The organism is Empedobacter sp. UBA7252 (genome assembly GCF_002472765.1).
GTDB lineage: Bacteria > Bacteroidota > Bacteroidia > Flavobacteriales > Weeksellaceae > Empedobacter > Empedobacter falsenii_B.
Genome location: NZ_DKSQ01000047.1, coordinates 1 through 16,594, shown reverse-complemented (window position 1 = coordinate 16,594; position 16,594 = coordinate 1). Strand labels below are relative to the sequence as shown.

The window sequence follows — 16,594 nt, the reverse complement described above, 5'->3', positions numbered from 1 at the left end:
TTTAAAATGCACAACGGGTATAGTCTAAATTTAATCATACAAAAAAGCTCAGTTAATATTAACTGAGCTTTTTTATTATTTTTTATATTTTCTTCATAAAGAATATTATTCAATAATAATGATTTGATTAGAATTAGAAGAAACTTTATACAAAAAGTATTTGAGCATATTTTTTATTTCTTCCGTTTCTTTAATCGGAATTAAGATATTGTGAATCTTTTCTAACGTTTTTATTTGATGATGATATTCGTAATAACCATATCCTTTAAATTCTCCATTCTCAACTAAATAAAATGATTTTTCAATTCCTTTTCGTCCTTTATCAATAATCAAAAAAGTTTCGGAAGGATATTCAGTTGTTTTAATAAAACTTTGAATTCGTTCATTATAAACTTCTTTAGATTCCTCTTTTACACAAGCTCCATTGCATTTATTTACTTTATATTGGAAACAAGATTCATCAGATTTAATTCCCGCATTTACTTGTTGACAAAGATTATAATCATGAACGATTTTCTCTAAAACCTCTTTTGCACGTTCTTTAGTTTTAAATTTCAAAACAGGTTGTGTCTTTCTAACTTTCCCTATTTCTAATCTCGAATAACCACGTTTAGACTCCAAATAATACAATCCAAAAGGATAAACTTTATTCTCAACTAACTTTACGTTATACATTGGTTGATTATTCAAGACCTCGTTATTTTCTTTAATTGCAGCAAGAAAACCACTTCCAGTTTCTTCGAATTTTATAGAACGTGTATAACGTTTCAGCTTATTAGCTTTTAAAGTTTTTGATGTAAAAATTTGATTAATAGATCGTGCAATATTATTGCTTCGACAAATATAAATAAGTTGTTTTCGGCTATTGTATAAATAATAAACCCCGATAGAATTAGGTAAACCTTCAAGCAGTTTCTGATACTTAGAATGTGCTTTTTTAGGTTGTTTTAAACCTGTTTTCTTCGTGATTATTTTTTCCGAATCTTTATCTAACAATAATTTAAACAAAGAAATTGTCGCTCTTGCATCTCCAGAAGCCCTGTGTCTATCTGTCACTACAATTCCAAGCGATTCGCATAATTTTCCTAAAGAATATGAAGGTAATCCTGGAATCAATTTTTCGCTATATTCGAACGTATCAATCCATTCTTTTTCGTAATTATAACCCAAACGATCGAATTCTTGTTTTAGCATTCTATAATCAAACATTACATTATGTCCAACTAAAATACAATCATCTGTAATCTCAACAATACGTTTTGCTATTTCATGAAATTTAGGCGCTGTCAGCACCATTTTATCCGAAATATGCGTTAATCTTTGTACATATTGGTCAATCTTTTTTTCGGGATTGACTAATGATATAAACTGATCGACAATTTCTTTTCCATCATATTTATACACCGCAATCTCTATGATTGACTCTTCCCCTACTTTTCCGCCAGTCGCTTCTATATCTAAAATCGCGTACACGTGCTTATTTTTTTCCTTTTAAAAAATTAGTTAACATTTTCATTCCAAAATCCATCAATTTTCGAGTTGCAGTACGACTTACATCACGCACAACAGGATTATCTGTCCAATCTTTTTCCTTAGGAACACTTCTTGTTGAAGTTGCTTTAGCAGCAGGTTTCTCTATATTTTTTTGTTGTTCTAATTTTTTCGATAAAATTTCATTTGCAGATTCACGATCAATATCAGTTGCATATTTTATCACTAAATCTGAATTTGAGGTAATCGTATCGATTTCATTTGAAGTCAAAATATCCATTCTCGAATTTGGCGCTCGCATATACGTATACGCCAAAGGAGTTGGAATACCTTTTTCGTCTAAAGCTGTCACAAAAGCCTCTCCAATTCCTAATTGCGTGATGACCTCATCCGCTTTATAATAGGTTGTTGTCGGATAATTTTCGATTGCTTTTGTTATTTCTTTTCGATCTTTCGCAGTAAAACCTCTTAACGCATGTTGAACTTTAAGACCTAATTGACTCAAAACTGCATCAGGAACATCACCAGGAACTTGCGTTACAAAATATAATCCCACACCTTTTGAGCGAATTAATTTTACCATTGTTTCAATTTGATTCAATAAAGCTTTCGTAGCTTCCTTAAAAATCAAATGTGCTTCATCAATAAAAATCACCAATTTCGGTTTATCAGAATCTCCAGATTCAGGGAATTGAGAATAAATTTTATTCAATAAACTCAACATAAAAGTTGAAAATAAATTAGGTTGATTTTGAATATCAATCAAACGAATAATATTTACAATTCCTTTTCCGTCTTTCGTTTTCAATAAATCCTGAACATCAAAACTTGGTTCTCCAAAAAACTTTGTTGCACCTTGCTGTTCTAATGCAACAATTTTGCGCAAAATAGCTCCCAAAGAAGCTGGCGCAATTGTTCCATAATTCGAATTTAATTCAGATTTTCCTTCATCAGAATCTGTCACATATTGCAAAACACGTCGAATATCCTCCAAATCAATCAAAGGTAAATTACGATCTTGACAATATTTGAATATAATTGAAATAATACTTTCTTGTGTTTCATTCAGTTCCAAAATTTTACTGAATAAAATTGGACCAAAATCACTTACAGTTGCACGAAGTTTTGCACCTGGTTCATCAGAAATAGACAAAAACTCGACAGGAGAAGCTTGCGGATCAAAAGGTAAATTAAGCGCCTCCATTCTTTCTTGCGCATTTTTATCTTCCGAATTTGCAGCAGCTCCAATTCCAGATAAGTCTCCTTTGATATCCATCAACAAAGTTGGAACACCTTTCAGAGAAAGTTGCTCGGCGATAATCTGCAAAGATTTTGTTTTCCCTGTTCCAGTTGCTCCACCAATCAATCCGTGACGATTCATTGTTTTTAATGCTACTGAAATTTCAACTTCTTCTACAATTTCGCCATCTAATTTGGCTTTGCCTAAAATTATTTTATCGTTTTTATAAGAATAACGACTTTGTATCTCTTGAATAAAGCTTTCTTTCTGGTTCATTTTGATTGATTATTGAATAAATATAGAAAAAATTTATTCTGAAATTTTATATTTTACAGCTACTGGATAATGATCCGAGAATTTTTTTCGAATAACATGTGCCTCAATAGGTTTAAATAATTTAGAATGAAATAAATAATCAATTCTAATTGGAAATTTAAATCCATGAAAAGTTGTCGCATTTCCTTTTCCAACTTCTATATAAGAGTCGTGAAGATATTTTTTCAACTTCTCATATTCGTAAGAAACTGGAGTCGAATTAAGATCCGTTCCCAAAATAACTGGATGACGCGAAGATGTGATATATGGAATAATCGCTTCTAACTGTTTTTGATGTTTTTGCATTCCTTGCACCAATTTTAACTCAACTTTTCGACTCGAAATTTCGGCAGTTCGCGAATCATCAGACTGAATAATTTCTTTCACCATCGCTTTATCAATGTACATTGGCTCAAGATAAACATTAATCACACGAATCGTATCATTTCCCAAATCGATATCAGCATAAGCGGCAAGTCCATTCAATTCTTCATTATCATCAGGTGTTATTTTTTTTGTTTGAATAATAGGATATTTACTATAAATTGTCAATAAACCATAAAATTCTGAATAGTAATTTTTGAATTCTTTATTTCTTAGACTTTTCTGTTGACCTTCATACGCTTCTTGAAGCAGCATAATATCTGCCTTATTCTTAATCAAAAGTTCTTTTGTTCCTTCTTCTTTAAAACCATGTACATTATATGTCAATACAGATAAATCAGCTTTTTTATCTTTAACTTTATTGAATTGTACAATTGGATATGAAAGATAAATTGGGTAAAATAATCCGGCTGAAAGAACTAAAATTAACAAAAAGTGTCGCCAGCTAAACAGTAACCAATACAGTAAAAACATTGCTCCAAATGCAAATAATATTGGAAAACCAATCGAAATAAAGTTAAAATATGGAATTTCTGTAGGCGTAAAAATTTTATTTAAATAGACACAATAAGCCACTAACAAAAAAACGATATTAATTGTTAGTACTAAACGATTGAAATAATTTAGTTTAAACTTACTGATTATACTCATTTTACCTACCTTCTCTAAACAGAAAGTCTTTTTCTTCTTTGGACAAACTCTCGTAACCTGAACGAGAAATCTTATCTAAAATTACATCAATTTTCTTTTGTTTTTCAACTTTTTGATGATTAAAATCGTAATCATCTTTCGGAACATTTGATCGCGAAGAAGTTGAAGAAATATTTTTATATGTTTTGAAAGTTGATTTCTCTTTTTTCTTAAATAACTGCTCTATTTTGAAAATAAAGTTACCTAAAAAATCATTTCCTCTCTCAAATTGTTTCATATAAAGATAACCAAAAATAGCACCTCCCAAATGCGAAATACTTCCGCCTGCATTTTGATTAGCAATAATATTATACACATCGAATGCGATAAATACATAACCAACATACAACAATGGAAATGAAGTTGGAATCAACAACAAACGAACGGGCATTTTCGGATTATAAGAAATCATTGCAAAAAACACCGCATAAACCGCTGCCGAAGCACCAACTAATAAATGTGAATAATTGAATAAATTCTGAAACAATAAAAAGAAAATTCCACCAGCGATTCCTCCAAAAATATAGAATGTAACTAAATTTCGGTTCTGAAATTGTTGCAAAAACATTTGCCCAACGAAATACAACAAAACCATATTCATTATCAAATGAAAAAGATTGCCATGTAACCAAGAATATGTTAGGATTTGCCAAGGTCTTACAATCAAATCATCGAAAGATGACAAAGCAAACAAACCAGTTGTTGTAATCGTAGAATTTACTACCGTTCGAAGAACAAAATCAACAATTAACAATGTAAAAAACACCACAACGTTAACGTAAATTAATTTTGTTGCGCTATTTCCTGATGAATATTTTAATTTTAAATCGTCTAAGATATTATTTGCCATTTCTTAATTCCATCTATATAAATTCTTTTTCCAATGTCTTGTTAACAAGAAACCAATCAATCCACCTCCTAAATGCGCAAAATGTGCCACATTTCCGATGTTTTGATATCCCATATAAAACTCAATTAATACCATAATTGGAATAAAATATTTTGCTTTAATCGGAACAGGGAAAAAGATTAACATTAATTTTTCATCTGGATATAATACTGCGAATGCTAACAATAAACCATATATAGCTCCAGAAGCACCAACCATTGGTGTTACATAATTTGTCAAAAGTTCTGATGCAGCTTGGTTAGTTTGAATAATTGAATTGGTATGATACCCACCTTGCATATTCAATTTTGCAGCTTCATAAATTTGACTAAAACCTATTCCTTTCGCCTGAACTGCTTCTTTTAGCTGCTCTATTTGAAAGTAATTAACTGCATTAAACAATATAAAACCGCCTAAACCAGCTAACAAATAAAGCGTCAAGAATTTCTTTGGCCCAAAGGTTTGCTCTACAACAGAGCCAAACATCCACAACGCAAACATATTAAACAATATATGTGTAAAATCTGCATGCATAAACATATGCGTCAAAATTTGCCAAAATTTGAAGTTGGGGGACTCAGGATAAAAAGCACCTAAAATCACTCTCAAATCGATTTGCCTAGTCTGCATAAAAACAAAAGTCGCTAGAAAGAACAAACCGTTTATAATAAGTAAATTCTTTGTAATCGGTGGTATAGATTGTCTCATTCGTTTATTGTAATGTTTTTTTGATATCAGCCGTATTCATCTGCACAAAAATTGGGCGTCCGTATGGCGTATAATTCGGATTTGGTAGTCTTAACAATTCTTCAACCAAAGTTTGCATTTGTTCAGATTTTAATGAAACTCCTTTTTTAACAGCCGCATTTTTTGCTAAAATTTTTGCAAACGTATTTTCTAATTCAATTGATTCTTGGTATTCTAATTCCTCGATAAAATCCATAAAAACAGACACTACATCCTCTTGTTGCACATCAACAGGAATCGCATTAATCTGTATTGCTTCTTCATCCAACGAAATATCAAAACCAAAACTCAACAATTGATGCTCTACATTGATTAATTTCTGACGATCATTTGGCGAAAGTTCCAACTCAATCGGGAAAAGCATTTGTTGTACCAAAGCACTTCCATTATTTGAATGTATAAATTTTTCGAATAATATTTTTTGATGCGCGCGATGTTGATCGATGATTAACAATTCGCCACGATATTCAACAACCAAATATTGATTCATCCATTGAATTACTTCAAAACTATCATGAAAATCTTCAGATTCAAATAATTGATGCGCATGATTATTTTCGATTTCTAACTCAACAGCATCTTTATAAAAATCCATATTCGCACGAATATCAGACGGTTTCGGCGCTCTTGTTTGTTGATGCTCGAAAGGGTTAAAACTAGAATCAACCGTAATTTCTGGCATTTTAATTTCTGTATCTTCCGTCGCAGATGGAATAAATGCCCAGTTTGGATCTTGTTCAAAATCCAACGAAGGAATTACATTAAATTGTCCCAAAGCGTGTTTTACAGCAGCTCTAAGAATAGTAAAAATCAATGCTTCATCCTCAAATTTAATTTCTGTTTTAGTTGGATGAATGTTAATATCAATTTTTGACGGATCAATTTCTAAATACAAAAAATAAGAAGGACTATACCCCGTTGGCAACAAACTCTCAAAAGCATCTACGATTGCATTATGCAAATATCCACTACGAATAAAGCGATTATTCACAAAGAAAAATTGTTCGCCACGCGATTTTTTTGCAGCATCTGGTTTCCCCACAAAACCTTTCACTTTTACAATTTCTGTATCTTCTTCAACGGATATAATTTGTGAACTTAATTTTTTTCCAAAAATTTGAGCAATACGTTGTTTCAGATTTCCGGCTTTCAAATGATAAACCTCTGCATCATTGTGATGTAAAAAGAAACTAATGTTTTCGTGCGCCATCGAAACACGTTGAAACTCATCTTGAATATGACGAAATTCAACTTGATTTGATTTTAAGAAATTACGACGAGCAGGCACATTATAGAAAAGATTTTTTACCGAAATAGACGTTCCAGCTGGACAAACAACAGGATCTTGGTTGCGAACTTCTCCGCCTTCAATCACCAATTGCGAACCAACCTCATCCTCTTCTCGACGCGTTTTCGTTTCTACCTGTGCAACCGCAGCAATCGACGCCAAAGCCTCTCCACGAAAACCTTTTGTATGAATATTATAGATATCCTCTGTCTTTCTGATTTTTGAAGTTGCGTGACGTTCAAAAGCCATTCGAACATCTGTCACACTCATTCCCGAACCATTATCAATCACTTGAATCAAGCTTCTGCCAGCATCTTTTACAATTACCTGAATAGAAGTTGCACCAGAATCCACCGCATTTTCAATCAATTCTTTTATCACAGAAGCTGGTCGTTGTACAACTTCTCCTGCGGCAATTTGATTGGCTACATGATCTGGCAGTAATTGAATAATATCGTTCATCTTTTCGTATAAATTGATTTAATTTTGACTATTTTTTTAATCAAACTTTACAAATATACAAACAAATCTCTCTTTTGACCTTATTCTCTACAAGTGAAACTTATCAACAATTGTTGATGTTTTAAGTTTTAACTTTTGAATAATAAATTCATAATTTTCAGCAATAAAAAAGGTAGACAAATGCCTCTACCTATTTTTTTATATTTCATTGATATTGTTCTAATTCATCTTTTAAGTCCCTAGCGAATTCTTCTAAACTAACGACAAAACCAGTTTTATCTGTAGGAAAAACATTTATCAATAAATTATTTTCATCAATATAATAGAAAAGAGTTTCTTCGAAATCATCTAAAGTCAATTTCAATATTTTGCAATTTTCCCAACCATCATTTTTTGTTAATTCAGCAAATTCTTTCGCTGACCAAATTGGAAATATTTTTTTATCATTAATTATAGAAATAGCATAATTACCATCAGGAAAAATCATTATATAAGCAGTTTCCCCGTCAGCAATTTTTCGAATAAATATTGATAGCGCTCAAAATGATTTAACTTTAATATATTTTCCATTTCTTTTGGATGCATGTTAATTCTCTTTCAAAACAGCTTTCATTTCATCAAATTCTTTGTCAATTTCTTTATTAGGTTTTTGAGTCATTAACGAAACGACATAAATTGCGATAACCGAAGATAAAAACCCAGGTATCATTTCATACCAATCTTTGTAATCGTGATTTACATAAACCCAAGCTAAGACAACAATTCCTCCTGTTAACATACCTGCTAAAGCTCCTTGCCAAGAAGTTTTTTTCCAAAAAAGAGAGAAAACGATTACTGGTCCAAATGCAGATCCAAATCCTGCCCAAGCATTTCCAACTAAATTTAGAATAGAATCTTTTGGTGTTAATGACAACAACACCGCGATTAATGCTACAATTAAAACCGATAAACGACTTGCTGTTAATAACTGTTTTGGTGTTGCTTTTTTGTTCAAAAATGCTTTGTAAATATCTTCTGTTAACGAACTTGATGTTACTAATAATTGTGAAGAAATTGTACTCATTACAGCTGCTAAAATTGCTGATAATAAAAATCCACCAACTAATGGATGAAACAAAACACGTGAAAAATAAATAAAAATCGTTTCTGCTTCTGTTTTAGACCCATCAAATTTTAACATTGTTGTTTGATCAAATTTCATTAAATATGCGATACCAACTAAACCAACTAAAAGTGCTCCACCTACTGTAAAAATCATCCATGTAATTCCAATATCTTTAGCTTTCGCTAAATCTTTCGGGTTTCCAATCGCCATAAAACGTACTAAAATATGGGGCTGACCACAATATCCTAACCCCCAAGCCATCAAGGATAATATACTAACTGTTGTTGTACCTTTAAATAAATCTAAATATTTATCGCCTTTATCATTAATCAACGAAAAGGTTTCACCAACTCCACCAATTTCAGAAATTGCTACAATCGGAACAATAACCAAAGCCAAAACCATAATCGTCCCTTGTACGAAATCAGTTAAACTTACCGCTAAAAAACCACCTAAAAAAGTGTATAATACAACTACAAAACTTGTCATCCAAAGTCCAGTCATATAATCTAATCCAAAAGCAGATTCAAACAATTTGCCTCCAGAAACCATTCCAGCAGAAGTATATAATGTAAAAAATATTAAGATTAATATTGAAGAAACAATTCTTAATAAACGCGATTTATCTTTGAAACGATTTTCAAAAAATACGGGTAGTGTAATCGAATTTTGAGCGATTTCTGTATAGATTCGTAATCGTGGTGCGACAAAAATATAGTTCAAAAAACATCCTGTTGTCAATCCAATTGCAATCCAAGCACTCGACAAACCTGTAAAATACATTGCTCCAGGAACTCCCATTAACAACCAACCACTCATATCAGCAGCACCAGCAGAAAGCGCCGTTACAGCTGCTCCCATTTTCCTTCCTCCGATCAAAAAATCTTCTGAGTTACTTGTTGATTTTCGGTAAGAATAAATCCCGATTCCAATCATCAGAGCCATATATGCACCAATAGAAATGTATTCGTAAATGTTCATGTGTTTTAATTTTTGTCGAAAATATAATTTTTCATCCACAAAAATTGTACGAACTTTAAATTTCTAAACAAGAATCATGAATTTTCAACAAAATAATCTAAAATCAGCAACAAGTCCGTATTTGAAACAATACGAAAATAATCCTGTTTGGTGGCAAAGTTGGAATGACGAAGTTTTGAATCATGCAAAAAAAGTCAACAAACCTTTGCTTATTTCAATTGGATATTCGGCTTGTCATTGGTGTCACGTGATGGAACATCAATCTTTTGAAAACGATGAAGTCGCAAAAGTGATGAATGATAATTTTGTTTGCATTAAAATTGATCGTGAAGAACGTCCTGATTTAGATGCTTTATATATGAATGTTTCGCAATTAATTCATCAATCTGGAGGTTGGCCACTCAATGTTTTTGCTTTGCCAGATGGTCGTCCTTTTTATGGCGGAACTTATTTTCCGAAAGTTCAATGGATTGAACTCTTAGAAAATATCAATCATTTATATCATCAAAATCAAGCTAAAACAATGGAATACGTCAACTCTATTGCTGATGGTTTGAATAAAATGGAGGCGATCGAATTGAAATCTTCTTCAACTTTTTCAACAAATAAAATTGATGAAACATTTGAGTTTTGGCAACAACAATTTGATGATGAATGGGGAGGTTTTAATCGTGCACCAAAATTTATGTTACCAAATGCCTGGGAAACCATTTTGCGATATGGTACACAAACAAAAAATAAAAATTGTTTGATTCAAACAAAAATAACATTGGATAGAATGGCTTTTGGTGGAATTTACGACCAACTAAAAGGTGGTTTTTCGCGCTATTCAGTTGATCCATATTGGAAAGTTCCTCATTTCGAAAAAATGCTTTACGATAATGGGCAATTACTTTCGCTTTATTCAAATGCATATAAAGTTTTTGGAGAAGAAGAATATAAAACAGTTGTAGAAGAAACAATTAATTGGTTGAAAGATGAAATGCTTTCGCCTGAAAGTGTTTTTTATTCTGCTATTGATGCTGATTCTGAAGGTGAAGAAGGAAAATATTATGTTTGGAAATCGGATGAATTGAAAACAATTTTGAAAAATGATTTTGACTTATTTCAGCAATATTACAATGTTGATGAATTTGGAGAATGGGAACATGGTAATAATATTTTAATGCGATTGACAGATGACGAAGATTTTGCTACGAAGCAGAACATTAAAACAACAGAACTTCAAACCAAAATTTCTCAATGGAAAAAAATTCTTAATCCAATTCGTGAACAGCGCATAAAACCTCATCGCGACGAAAAAGTTTTAACTTCTTGGAATGCTTTAACCATAAAAAGTTTGTGTGATGCATTTATCACTTTTGAAAATGATGAATATCTTGATTTAGCAAAAAATGCAACCAATTTTATTTTAGAAAATCAATGGAATGGTGAAATTTTGTTCAGAAATTATAAAGACAACCAAACTACAATTCCCGGATTTTTGGATGATTATGCCTTAATGATTGAAGCGTTAATTAAGCTTTATGAAGTCACTTCGGAGATGCATTATTTAGAAACTGCCCAAACATTAACGGAAGAAACTTTTAATCAATTTTATAATCACAAGAATAAAATGTTTGCATACAAATCGCATTATGACACACCTTTGGTTAATGAAACATTTGAGATTTATGACAATGTTATTTCATCATCAAATTCGGTAATGGCAAATAATTTATTTAAATTAGGAAAAATTCTCAATCAAGAAAAATACATTGAACAAGCAAAACAAATGTTAACCAATATCGAAGAAAAAATTCACGATTATCCAACTGGTTTTGCAAATTGGATTCAATTATATCTAAATTTCGCTTATTCGTTCAAAGAAATTGTAATCGTTGGCGAAAATGCATTAAAATTCTCGAAACAAATTCAACAATGTTATGTCCCAAATGCAATTTTTGTTGCTTCAAAAACCGAGAATTTAGAAATCACTCAAAACCGATTCATCAAAAATAAAACTTCCATTCATATTTGCGAAAATTACACTTGTCAATTACCCGTTTATTCGGTTAAAGAAGCTTATAAAAATATTTAGAAATTTAAAAAACCATGGAAAAAACACGTTGCGCTTGGGTAAATAAAGACCAAGATTACATCGATTATCACGATAACGAATGGGGAAAACCTGTAAAAGATGATAAAATTTTATTCGAATTTTTGATTCTCGAATCTTTTCAAGCAGGATTAAGTTGGTTCACAATTCTGAAAAAGAGAGAAAATTTTAGAAAAGCTTTTGCTGATTTTAATGTAGAGAAAGTAGCCAAATTTGATGAAGCTAAAATTGATGAATTAGTCCAAAATGAAGGTATTATTCGTCATCGAGGAAAAATTTCGGCAGCAATTAATAATGCAAAATTGTTTATAGAAATTCAAAAAGAATTTGGCTCTTTTTCCGATTTTATATGGAAATACGTTGATTACAAACCGATTATAAATAATTGGAATTCGATAAAAGAAGTTCCTGCAACAACCGAAATTTCAGATCAAATTGCAAAAGATTTAAAAAAACGTGGCTTCAAATTCTTTGGTTCAACCACTATTTATGCACATATGCAGGCGACTGGAATGGTAAATGACCATACAACAGATTGTTTTTGTAAATAACAGCTCAATAAAATCATCTGAAATGTGCATCTTTGCGCAAACTTAGAAAAATGAAAATCGAACTAAAACATTGGATCATCCTTGGCGTTTTAGCGCTAACTTGGGGAAGCTCGTTTATTCTCATCAAGCAAGGATTGGTCGCATACACGCCATATCAAGTTGGAGCATTACGACTAACAATTGCAGGAGGAGTTTTGGCAATTTGGGGAATTCCAAGTCTATTTAAGATTCCGAAAAACAAATTAAAATACGTTGCATTGGCTGGTTTCTGCGGAAATTTCATTCCAATGTTTTTATTTCCAATGGCGCAAACACACGTTTCTAGTTCAACGGCTGGAATTTTAGATTCTTTAGTTCCATTATTTATTTTACTATTTGGAGCCTTATTTTTCAATATCAAAGGAACTAAAAATCAAGTTTTGGGAGCTATAATCGGATTTATTGGAGCTGTTTTATTAATTGGTGGCGATGGTTTTTCTGGCGAAAATAGTCTTTTACATTGTTTATTAATTGTATTAGCAACCGCGCTTTATGGAATGAATAGTTTAATCTTAACACGCTATCTAAACGACGTTCCATCATTTCAATTATCCTCGGCTCTATTCACAATTTGGTTATTACCTTCAATTTTCATTTTAATTATTTCAGGATTTTTTGATGTATTCGAAGGAACAGAACAACAATTAAAAAGTTTAGGTTTTGTTGCTATTTTAGGACTTTTAGGAACTGCTTTAGCGATGATACTATTCTACCGATTGATACAATCTACAGGTTCGATGTTTGCCTCAATGGTTACTTATTTAATGCCCGTAGTTTCTGTTTTTTGGGGATTTTTGGTTGGAGAAAAAATAATGTGGATCCATTTATTTGGATTCGGAATGATTTTATCAGGCGTTTATTTAACACAGAAAAAAGAAAAAAAAGTTGAAGTAATTTAGATTAAACATTACTTCAACAATAACTAAAAATCTCGTAAACCAAATGGTTTACGAGATTTTTTATTTTATATATTTTTTCAAATCTTTTGCTAATTCTTTTGTAAAAGCATCCGCACCTTTGTAATTCATGTGCGTTGTGTTGTAAAAGTATTTTTGATTAAAACTAATCGAATCAGTCGAATAATCTAATAACAGAAGATGATGCTTTTGTAATGTTGTTTGATAACGATTAATCACTTCTTCTCGATTCAACATATAATCTTGACCTTTATAAAATTCGGGTGCAATTGTAAAAATTAACTGAATATTTTCTTGTTCACATTTTGCAATTAATTCTTCTAACAAAGCATAATCTGAAAAGTCAAAATCAGAGTTTTTCTTTTTCATTTTTTCCCAATCAACATTCCATTTTCGGTTATATGATTTGAAACCATCATCACGAAAGAGTCCGTCTTTATGCAGTTTTTCTTTCTTCGCCCTTGCAATTTGATCTTTCCAATACGTTTGATCTCTATAACGATAAAGCGGCACAATAAAATCAACCAACTTTGTATCTTTATAATCTTTTAATGCACCATACAATTTAAAATTCCACAACATAAATGGCGCATATTGATTTGGTTGAAAAACTTCATCAATGTGTGAAAACGAAAACGTATCTAAATTCCAAACAACAATTTTCGGTTTTGGATTATGATTTAAATACAAATTGAAACGATACAATTGCATTTTAAATTTACTTCCGTTTAATCCAAAATTATGCGTTGTCAGTTTTAAATCTTGTTCTAAAATATTCGGATTAATTTGAATAAACGCCCTCGAAGAACCAAAAATAGCCAATTCAACATTCGTCGTTTTTCCTTCTCTTATTTGATTCCATTCTTGCACTTCTCCGCTAAACAAAGCCATTTTTTTGAGTTGATTCGAATAATAAACATCAACCAAAACCAATGCAATGAAAGCTGAAAATAGCGTTATGAAAAAGTATTTTAGAAATTTCATTTTCTCAACATTTCGATATGCGGAATATCGTCTTCTAAATATTCTTCCGAAACTTGCTCGAAGCCAAACGAAGATTAAAATTCTTTCAAATAAGATTGAGCAGAAATTCGGATTGAAGACGTTTTAAATTGATTTTCAATGATTTGAACCGAATTTTTCATCAATTGTTTCCCTAATCCATAACGACGAAACTTTTGATTCGAAATTACACGACCAATTGAAGGTTCGTTTTCGTATGAAGTTCCTTTCGGAACAATTCGAGAATACGCTGCAACCTCATCGCCAATCGTTGCCCAAAGATGTCCACAAACCAAATCCTTATCATCGCAATCTTGGTAAATACAATTTTGTTCAATCACAAAAACTTCGTTACGCAATTGCACTATTTTATATAGCTCTTTCGATGTTAAATCGTCAAAAGATTTATAATGCCAAATAACCTTTTCCATCTATTAATCTAATTTTGAATATTTTGCAATAATATTTTCGAACATTTTTTGAGGTAAAATATTTTTCAAGATTACCGAAAATTTCTGCATCGATTTTCCAATATAATAATGTGGTTTCAAATTCTTCTGAGCCAAAATATTTTCAATAATCGGAATCAAATCTTCTGTTGGCGTACCATCTTGCACTTCGTGATCGATATCAGCAACCATTGCATCATATCTTTTTTGATAAAATTTTGACACAAAAGTTTTCACACGACCTTCTGCAATATTGGTTTTGATATCTCCAAAATTCAACGTAGCAATTTCTACTCCTGTGTGACGATTTTCCAAACGAGCCGATTCAATCAAACGATCAATCATCGCCTTCGAAGCCGAATAATATCCTCTAAAAGGCAAACCATTGTTACTCGCAATCGACGAAACATTCAGGATATAACCGTTTTTTTGCGCGCGCATTGTAGGCAAAACTTCTTGCATTGTATAAATTGGACCATAGACGTTAACCTCCAATAATTTCTCGATATCAGCTTTCGAAGCATCTTCCACAGCGCCTAACATTCCAATTCCGGCATTGTTAATCAACACATCAATTTGGTTATTTGTTTCCGAAAAAATCTGCTGAAAACTACGTTTTACATTTTCTTTATCCGAAACATCTGTCGCAATATGTTTAAATTTTTCTTGACCTTTAGCTGTTCTTGATAAACCATAAACTTGATGTCCTTTATCGTGAAAATAATTTGCCAAAGTCAATCCTACCCCCGAAGAAGAACCTGTAATTACAATAACTTTTGATTGCATGATTCGATTAATTTAAACGCAAAACTACGTAATATCAGACAAATATTGGTAGATAAATAATTTTTTGAATGGTTACTAGAAGATTCTCTAAATTTGTGCGTTAATTATCAAAAGATTTCAATTGAATCCAAAAACTAAAAAATATATTATAACAGGAATTAAATTAACGATTAGTATTGCGTTAATCTATTATATCTTCTTTGTTAAACTACATATTTTTGATATTTTCAGTCATTACAAAAATGCGAATTGGGCGTATATTTTTATTGCTGTTATCCTTTATGTACTTTCGCAAGCATTGTCTGTTTTTCGTTTAGACTATTATTTTCGGGACATCAATCTTGATTTATCATATAAATCAAATGCACGTTTGTATTTTTTAGGAATGTTTTACAATACCTTTGTTCCAGGTGGAATTGGTGGAGATGCATACAAAGTTTATGTGTTGAATAAAAACTATAAAATCAGTCTAAAAGAAATTTCGCAAGCGGTTTTTCTTGACAAAATTATTGGACTTTGCGCAATGTTGTTAATCATCATTTTTCTAATATTTTTCTCAAATTTGACAGATTACCCTTGGATACAATATGGTTCTTTAATCTTTTCATTGGTTGGTTTTGTAGCTGTTCCATTTATTTTAGGAATCATTTTCCCTATTCATAAAAGAACTTTTTACAACTCGATGATTTATTCGATTGTATTACAATTGATACAAGTTGGTATGTTGTATTTTGTTTTGGAAGGATTGAATATTCATCCAGACAATTTCAGTATATATTTATTGATCTTTTTAGTATCAGGAATTTTATCGATTATCTCATTTAGTGGATTTGGAATAAGAGAAGCAGTGTTTATGTATGCTGCACATCGATTCAATTTTGATGAAACTTTAGCTACAAGTGCTGCATTTATTTTCTCTATCATCACCATTTCGATCTCATTTATTGGGATTATTTACCTATTTAAAGGCGTTAAAATTGAAGAAAAAAAGAAAAAGACGAATATTTCTTTTTAAAATCTAAAAAATTATTTCTTTGAAATGAAAAGAGTTAACTCCTAACATTAAATTTTATTTAATTTTTTTCATTTTAACTATTTGGATTATTCAAAAACAGCCCTATATTTGCAATCCAATTACGAAGGTCTCTTAGCTCAGTTGG

15 protein-coding genes are annotated in these 16,594 nt (G+C 31.3%); 4 read left to right on the top strand and 11 right to left on the bottom strand.

Translation table 11 applies throughout. The annotated features are described in order from the left end of the window. Window positions 1–105: 105 nt before the first annotated feature. From B2X73_RS07145 to putP, 8 genes are all read right to left on the bottom strand, one after another. A complete protein-coding gene (locus B2X73_RS07145; RefSeq protein WP_291066699.1) occupies window positions 106–1,473 on the bottom strand; it encodes an exonuclease domain-containing protein in 1,368 nt (455 codons plus the stop codon). Window positions 1,474–1,477: 4 nt separating this feature from the next. After that, window positions 1,478–3,007, bottom strand: coding sequence for a helicase HerA-like domain-containing protein (locus B2X73_RS07140; protein ID WP_291096096.1), 1,530 nt, complete (start codon window positions 3,005–3,007; stop codon window positions 1,478–1,480). 33 nt (window positions 3,008–3,040) lie between these two features. Next, on the bottom strand, window positions 3,041–4,081 hold the full coding sequence (locus B2X73_RS07135; protein WP_291096094.1) for an endonuclease/exonuclease/phosphatase family protein: 1,041 nt from the start codon (window positions 4,079–4,081) through the stop codon (window positions 3,041–3,043). Window position 4,082: 1 nt separating this feature from the next. Continuing rightward, a complete protein-coding gene (locus B2X73_RS07130; protein ID WP_221854224.1) occupies window positions 4,083–4,970 on the bottom strand; it encodes a rhomboid family intramembrane serine protease in 888 nt (295 codons plus the stop codon). 3 nt (window positions 4,971–4,973) lie between these two features. Beyond that, a complete protein-coding gene (locus B2X73_RS07125; RefSeq protein WP_291047094.1) occupies window positions 4,974–5,639 on the bottom strand; it encodes a rhomboid family intramembrane serine protease in 666 nt (221 codons plus the stop codon). Window positions 5,640–5,721: 82 nt separating this feature from the next. After that, the gene (gene mutL / locus B2X73_RS07120) at window positions 5,722–7,506 is read right to left on the bottom strand and encodes a DNA mismatch repair endonuclease MutL (protein WP_221854222.1); all 1,785 of its coding nucleotides are present in this window, start codon (window positions 7,504–7,506) and stop codon (window positions 5,722–5,724) included. A 205-nt stretch (window positions 7,507–7,711) separates the two neighbouring features. Next, window positions 7,712–7,993, bottom strand: a complete 282-nt coding sequence (locus B2X73_RS07115) for a DUF2750 domain-containing protein (RefSeq protein ID WP_219033741.1) — start codon at window positions 7,991–7,993, stop codon at window positions 7,712–7,714. Between the two features lie 99 nt (window positions 7,994–8,092). Beyond that, window positions 8,093–9,592: a sodium/proline symporter PutP gene (gene putP, locus B2X73_RS07110; RefSeq protein WP_291069002.1), complete on the bottom strand. Its 1,500-nt coding sequence runs from the start codon at window positions 9,590–9,592 to the stop codon at window positions 8,093–8,095. Window positions 9,593–9,668: 76 nt separating this feature from the next. Between putP and B2X73_RS07105 the strand changes: the two genes are divergently transcribed. The 3 genes from B2X73_RS07105 to B2X73_RS07095 are packed head-to-tail and all read left to right on the top strand — an operon-like array spanning window position 9,669 to window position 13,179. After that, the gene (locus tag B2X73_RS07105) at window positions 9,669–11,672 is read left to right on the top strand and encodes a thioredoxin domain-containing protein (protein ID WP_291064732.1); all 2,004 of its coding nucleotides are present in this window, start codon (window positions 9,669–9,671) and stop codon (window positions 11,670–11,672) included. Window positions 11,673–11,686: 14 nt separating this feature from the next. Further along, window positions 11,687–12,241 carry a DNA-3-methyladenine glycosylase I gene (locus tag B2X73_RS07100; RefSeq protein WP_125348686.1) on the top strand — a complete coding sequence of 185 codons (555 nt, stop codon included), beginning with the start codon at window positions 11,687–11,689 and terminating at the stop codon, window positions 12,239–12,241. Window positions 12,242–12,291: 50 nt separating this feature from the next. Beyond that, the gene (locus B2X73_RS07095; RefSeq protein ID WP_115001523.1) at window positions 12,292–13,179 is read left to right on the top strand and encodes a DMT family transporter; all 888 of its coding nucleotides are present in this window, start codon (window positions 12,292–12,294) and stop codon (window positions 13,177–13,179) included. Between the two features lie 60 nt (window positions 13,180–13,239). Here the strand turns inward: B2X73_RS07095 and B2X73_RS07090 are convergent, their stop codons facing one another. The 3 genes from B2X73_RS07090 to B2X73_RS07080 all read right to left on the bottom strand — a co-directional run bounded on the left by B2X73_RS07090 (window position 13,240) and on the right by B2X73_RS07080 (window position 15,434). Beyond that, window positions 13,240–14,181: a hypothetical protein gene (locus B2X73_RS07090; protein WP_291047098.1), complete on the bottom strand. Its 942-nt coding sequence runs from the start codon at window positions 14,179–14,181 to the stop codon at window positions 13,240–13,242. Window positions 14,182–14,255: 74 nt separating this feature from the next. Next, complete coding sequence (locus B2X73_RS07085; RefSeq protein ID WP_312357341.1) at window positions 14,256–14,630, bottom strand: GNAT family N-acetyltransferase; 375 nt, start codon at window positions 14,628–14,630, stop codon at window positions 14,256–14,258. A gap of 3 nt (window positions 14,631–14,633) precedes the next feature. After that, entirely contained in the window at window positions 14,634–15,434 is an 801-nt protein-coding gene (locus B2X73_RS07080; RefSeq protein ID WP_125348676.1) for an SDR family NAD(P)-dependent oxidoreductase, read from the bottom strand. A 121-nt stretch (window positions 15,435–15,555) separates the two neighbouring features. On the opposite strand from B2X73_RS07080, the gene B2X73_RS07075 reads away from it, so the two are divergent. After that, the gene (locus B2X73_RS07075) at window positions 15,556–16,449 is read left to right on the top strand and encodes a lysylphosphatidylglycerol synthase transmembrane domain-containing protein (protein WP_286494700.1); all 894 of its coding nucleotides are present in this window, start codon (window positions 15,556–15,558) and stop codon (window positions 16,447–16,449) included. The last annotated feature ends 145 nt before the right edge of the window (window positions 16,450–16,594 follow it).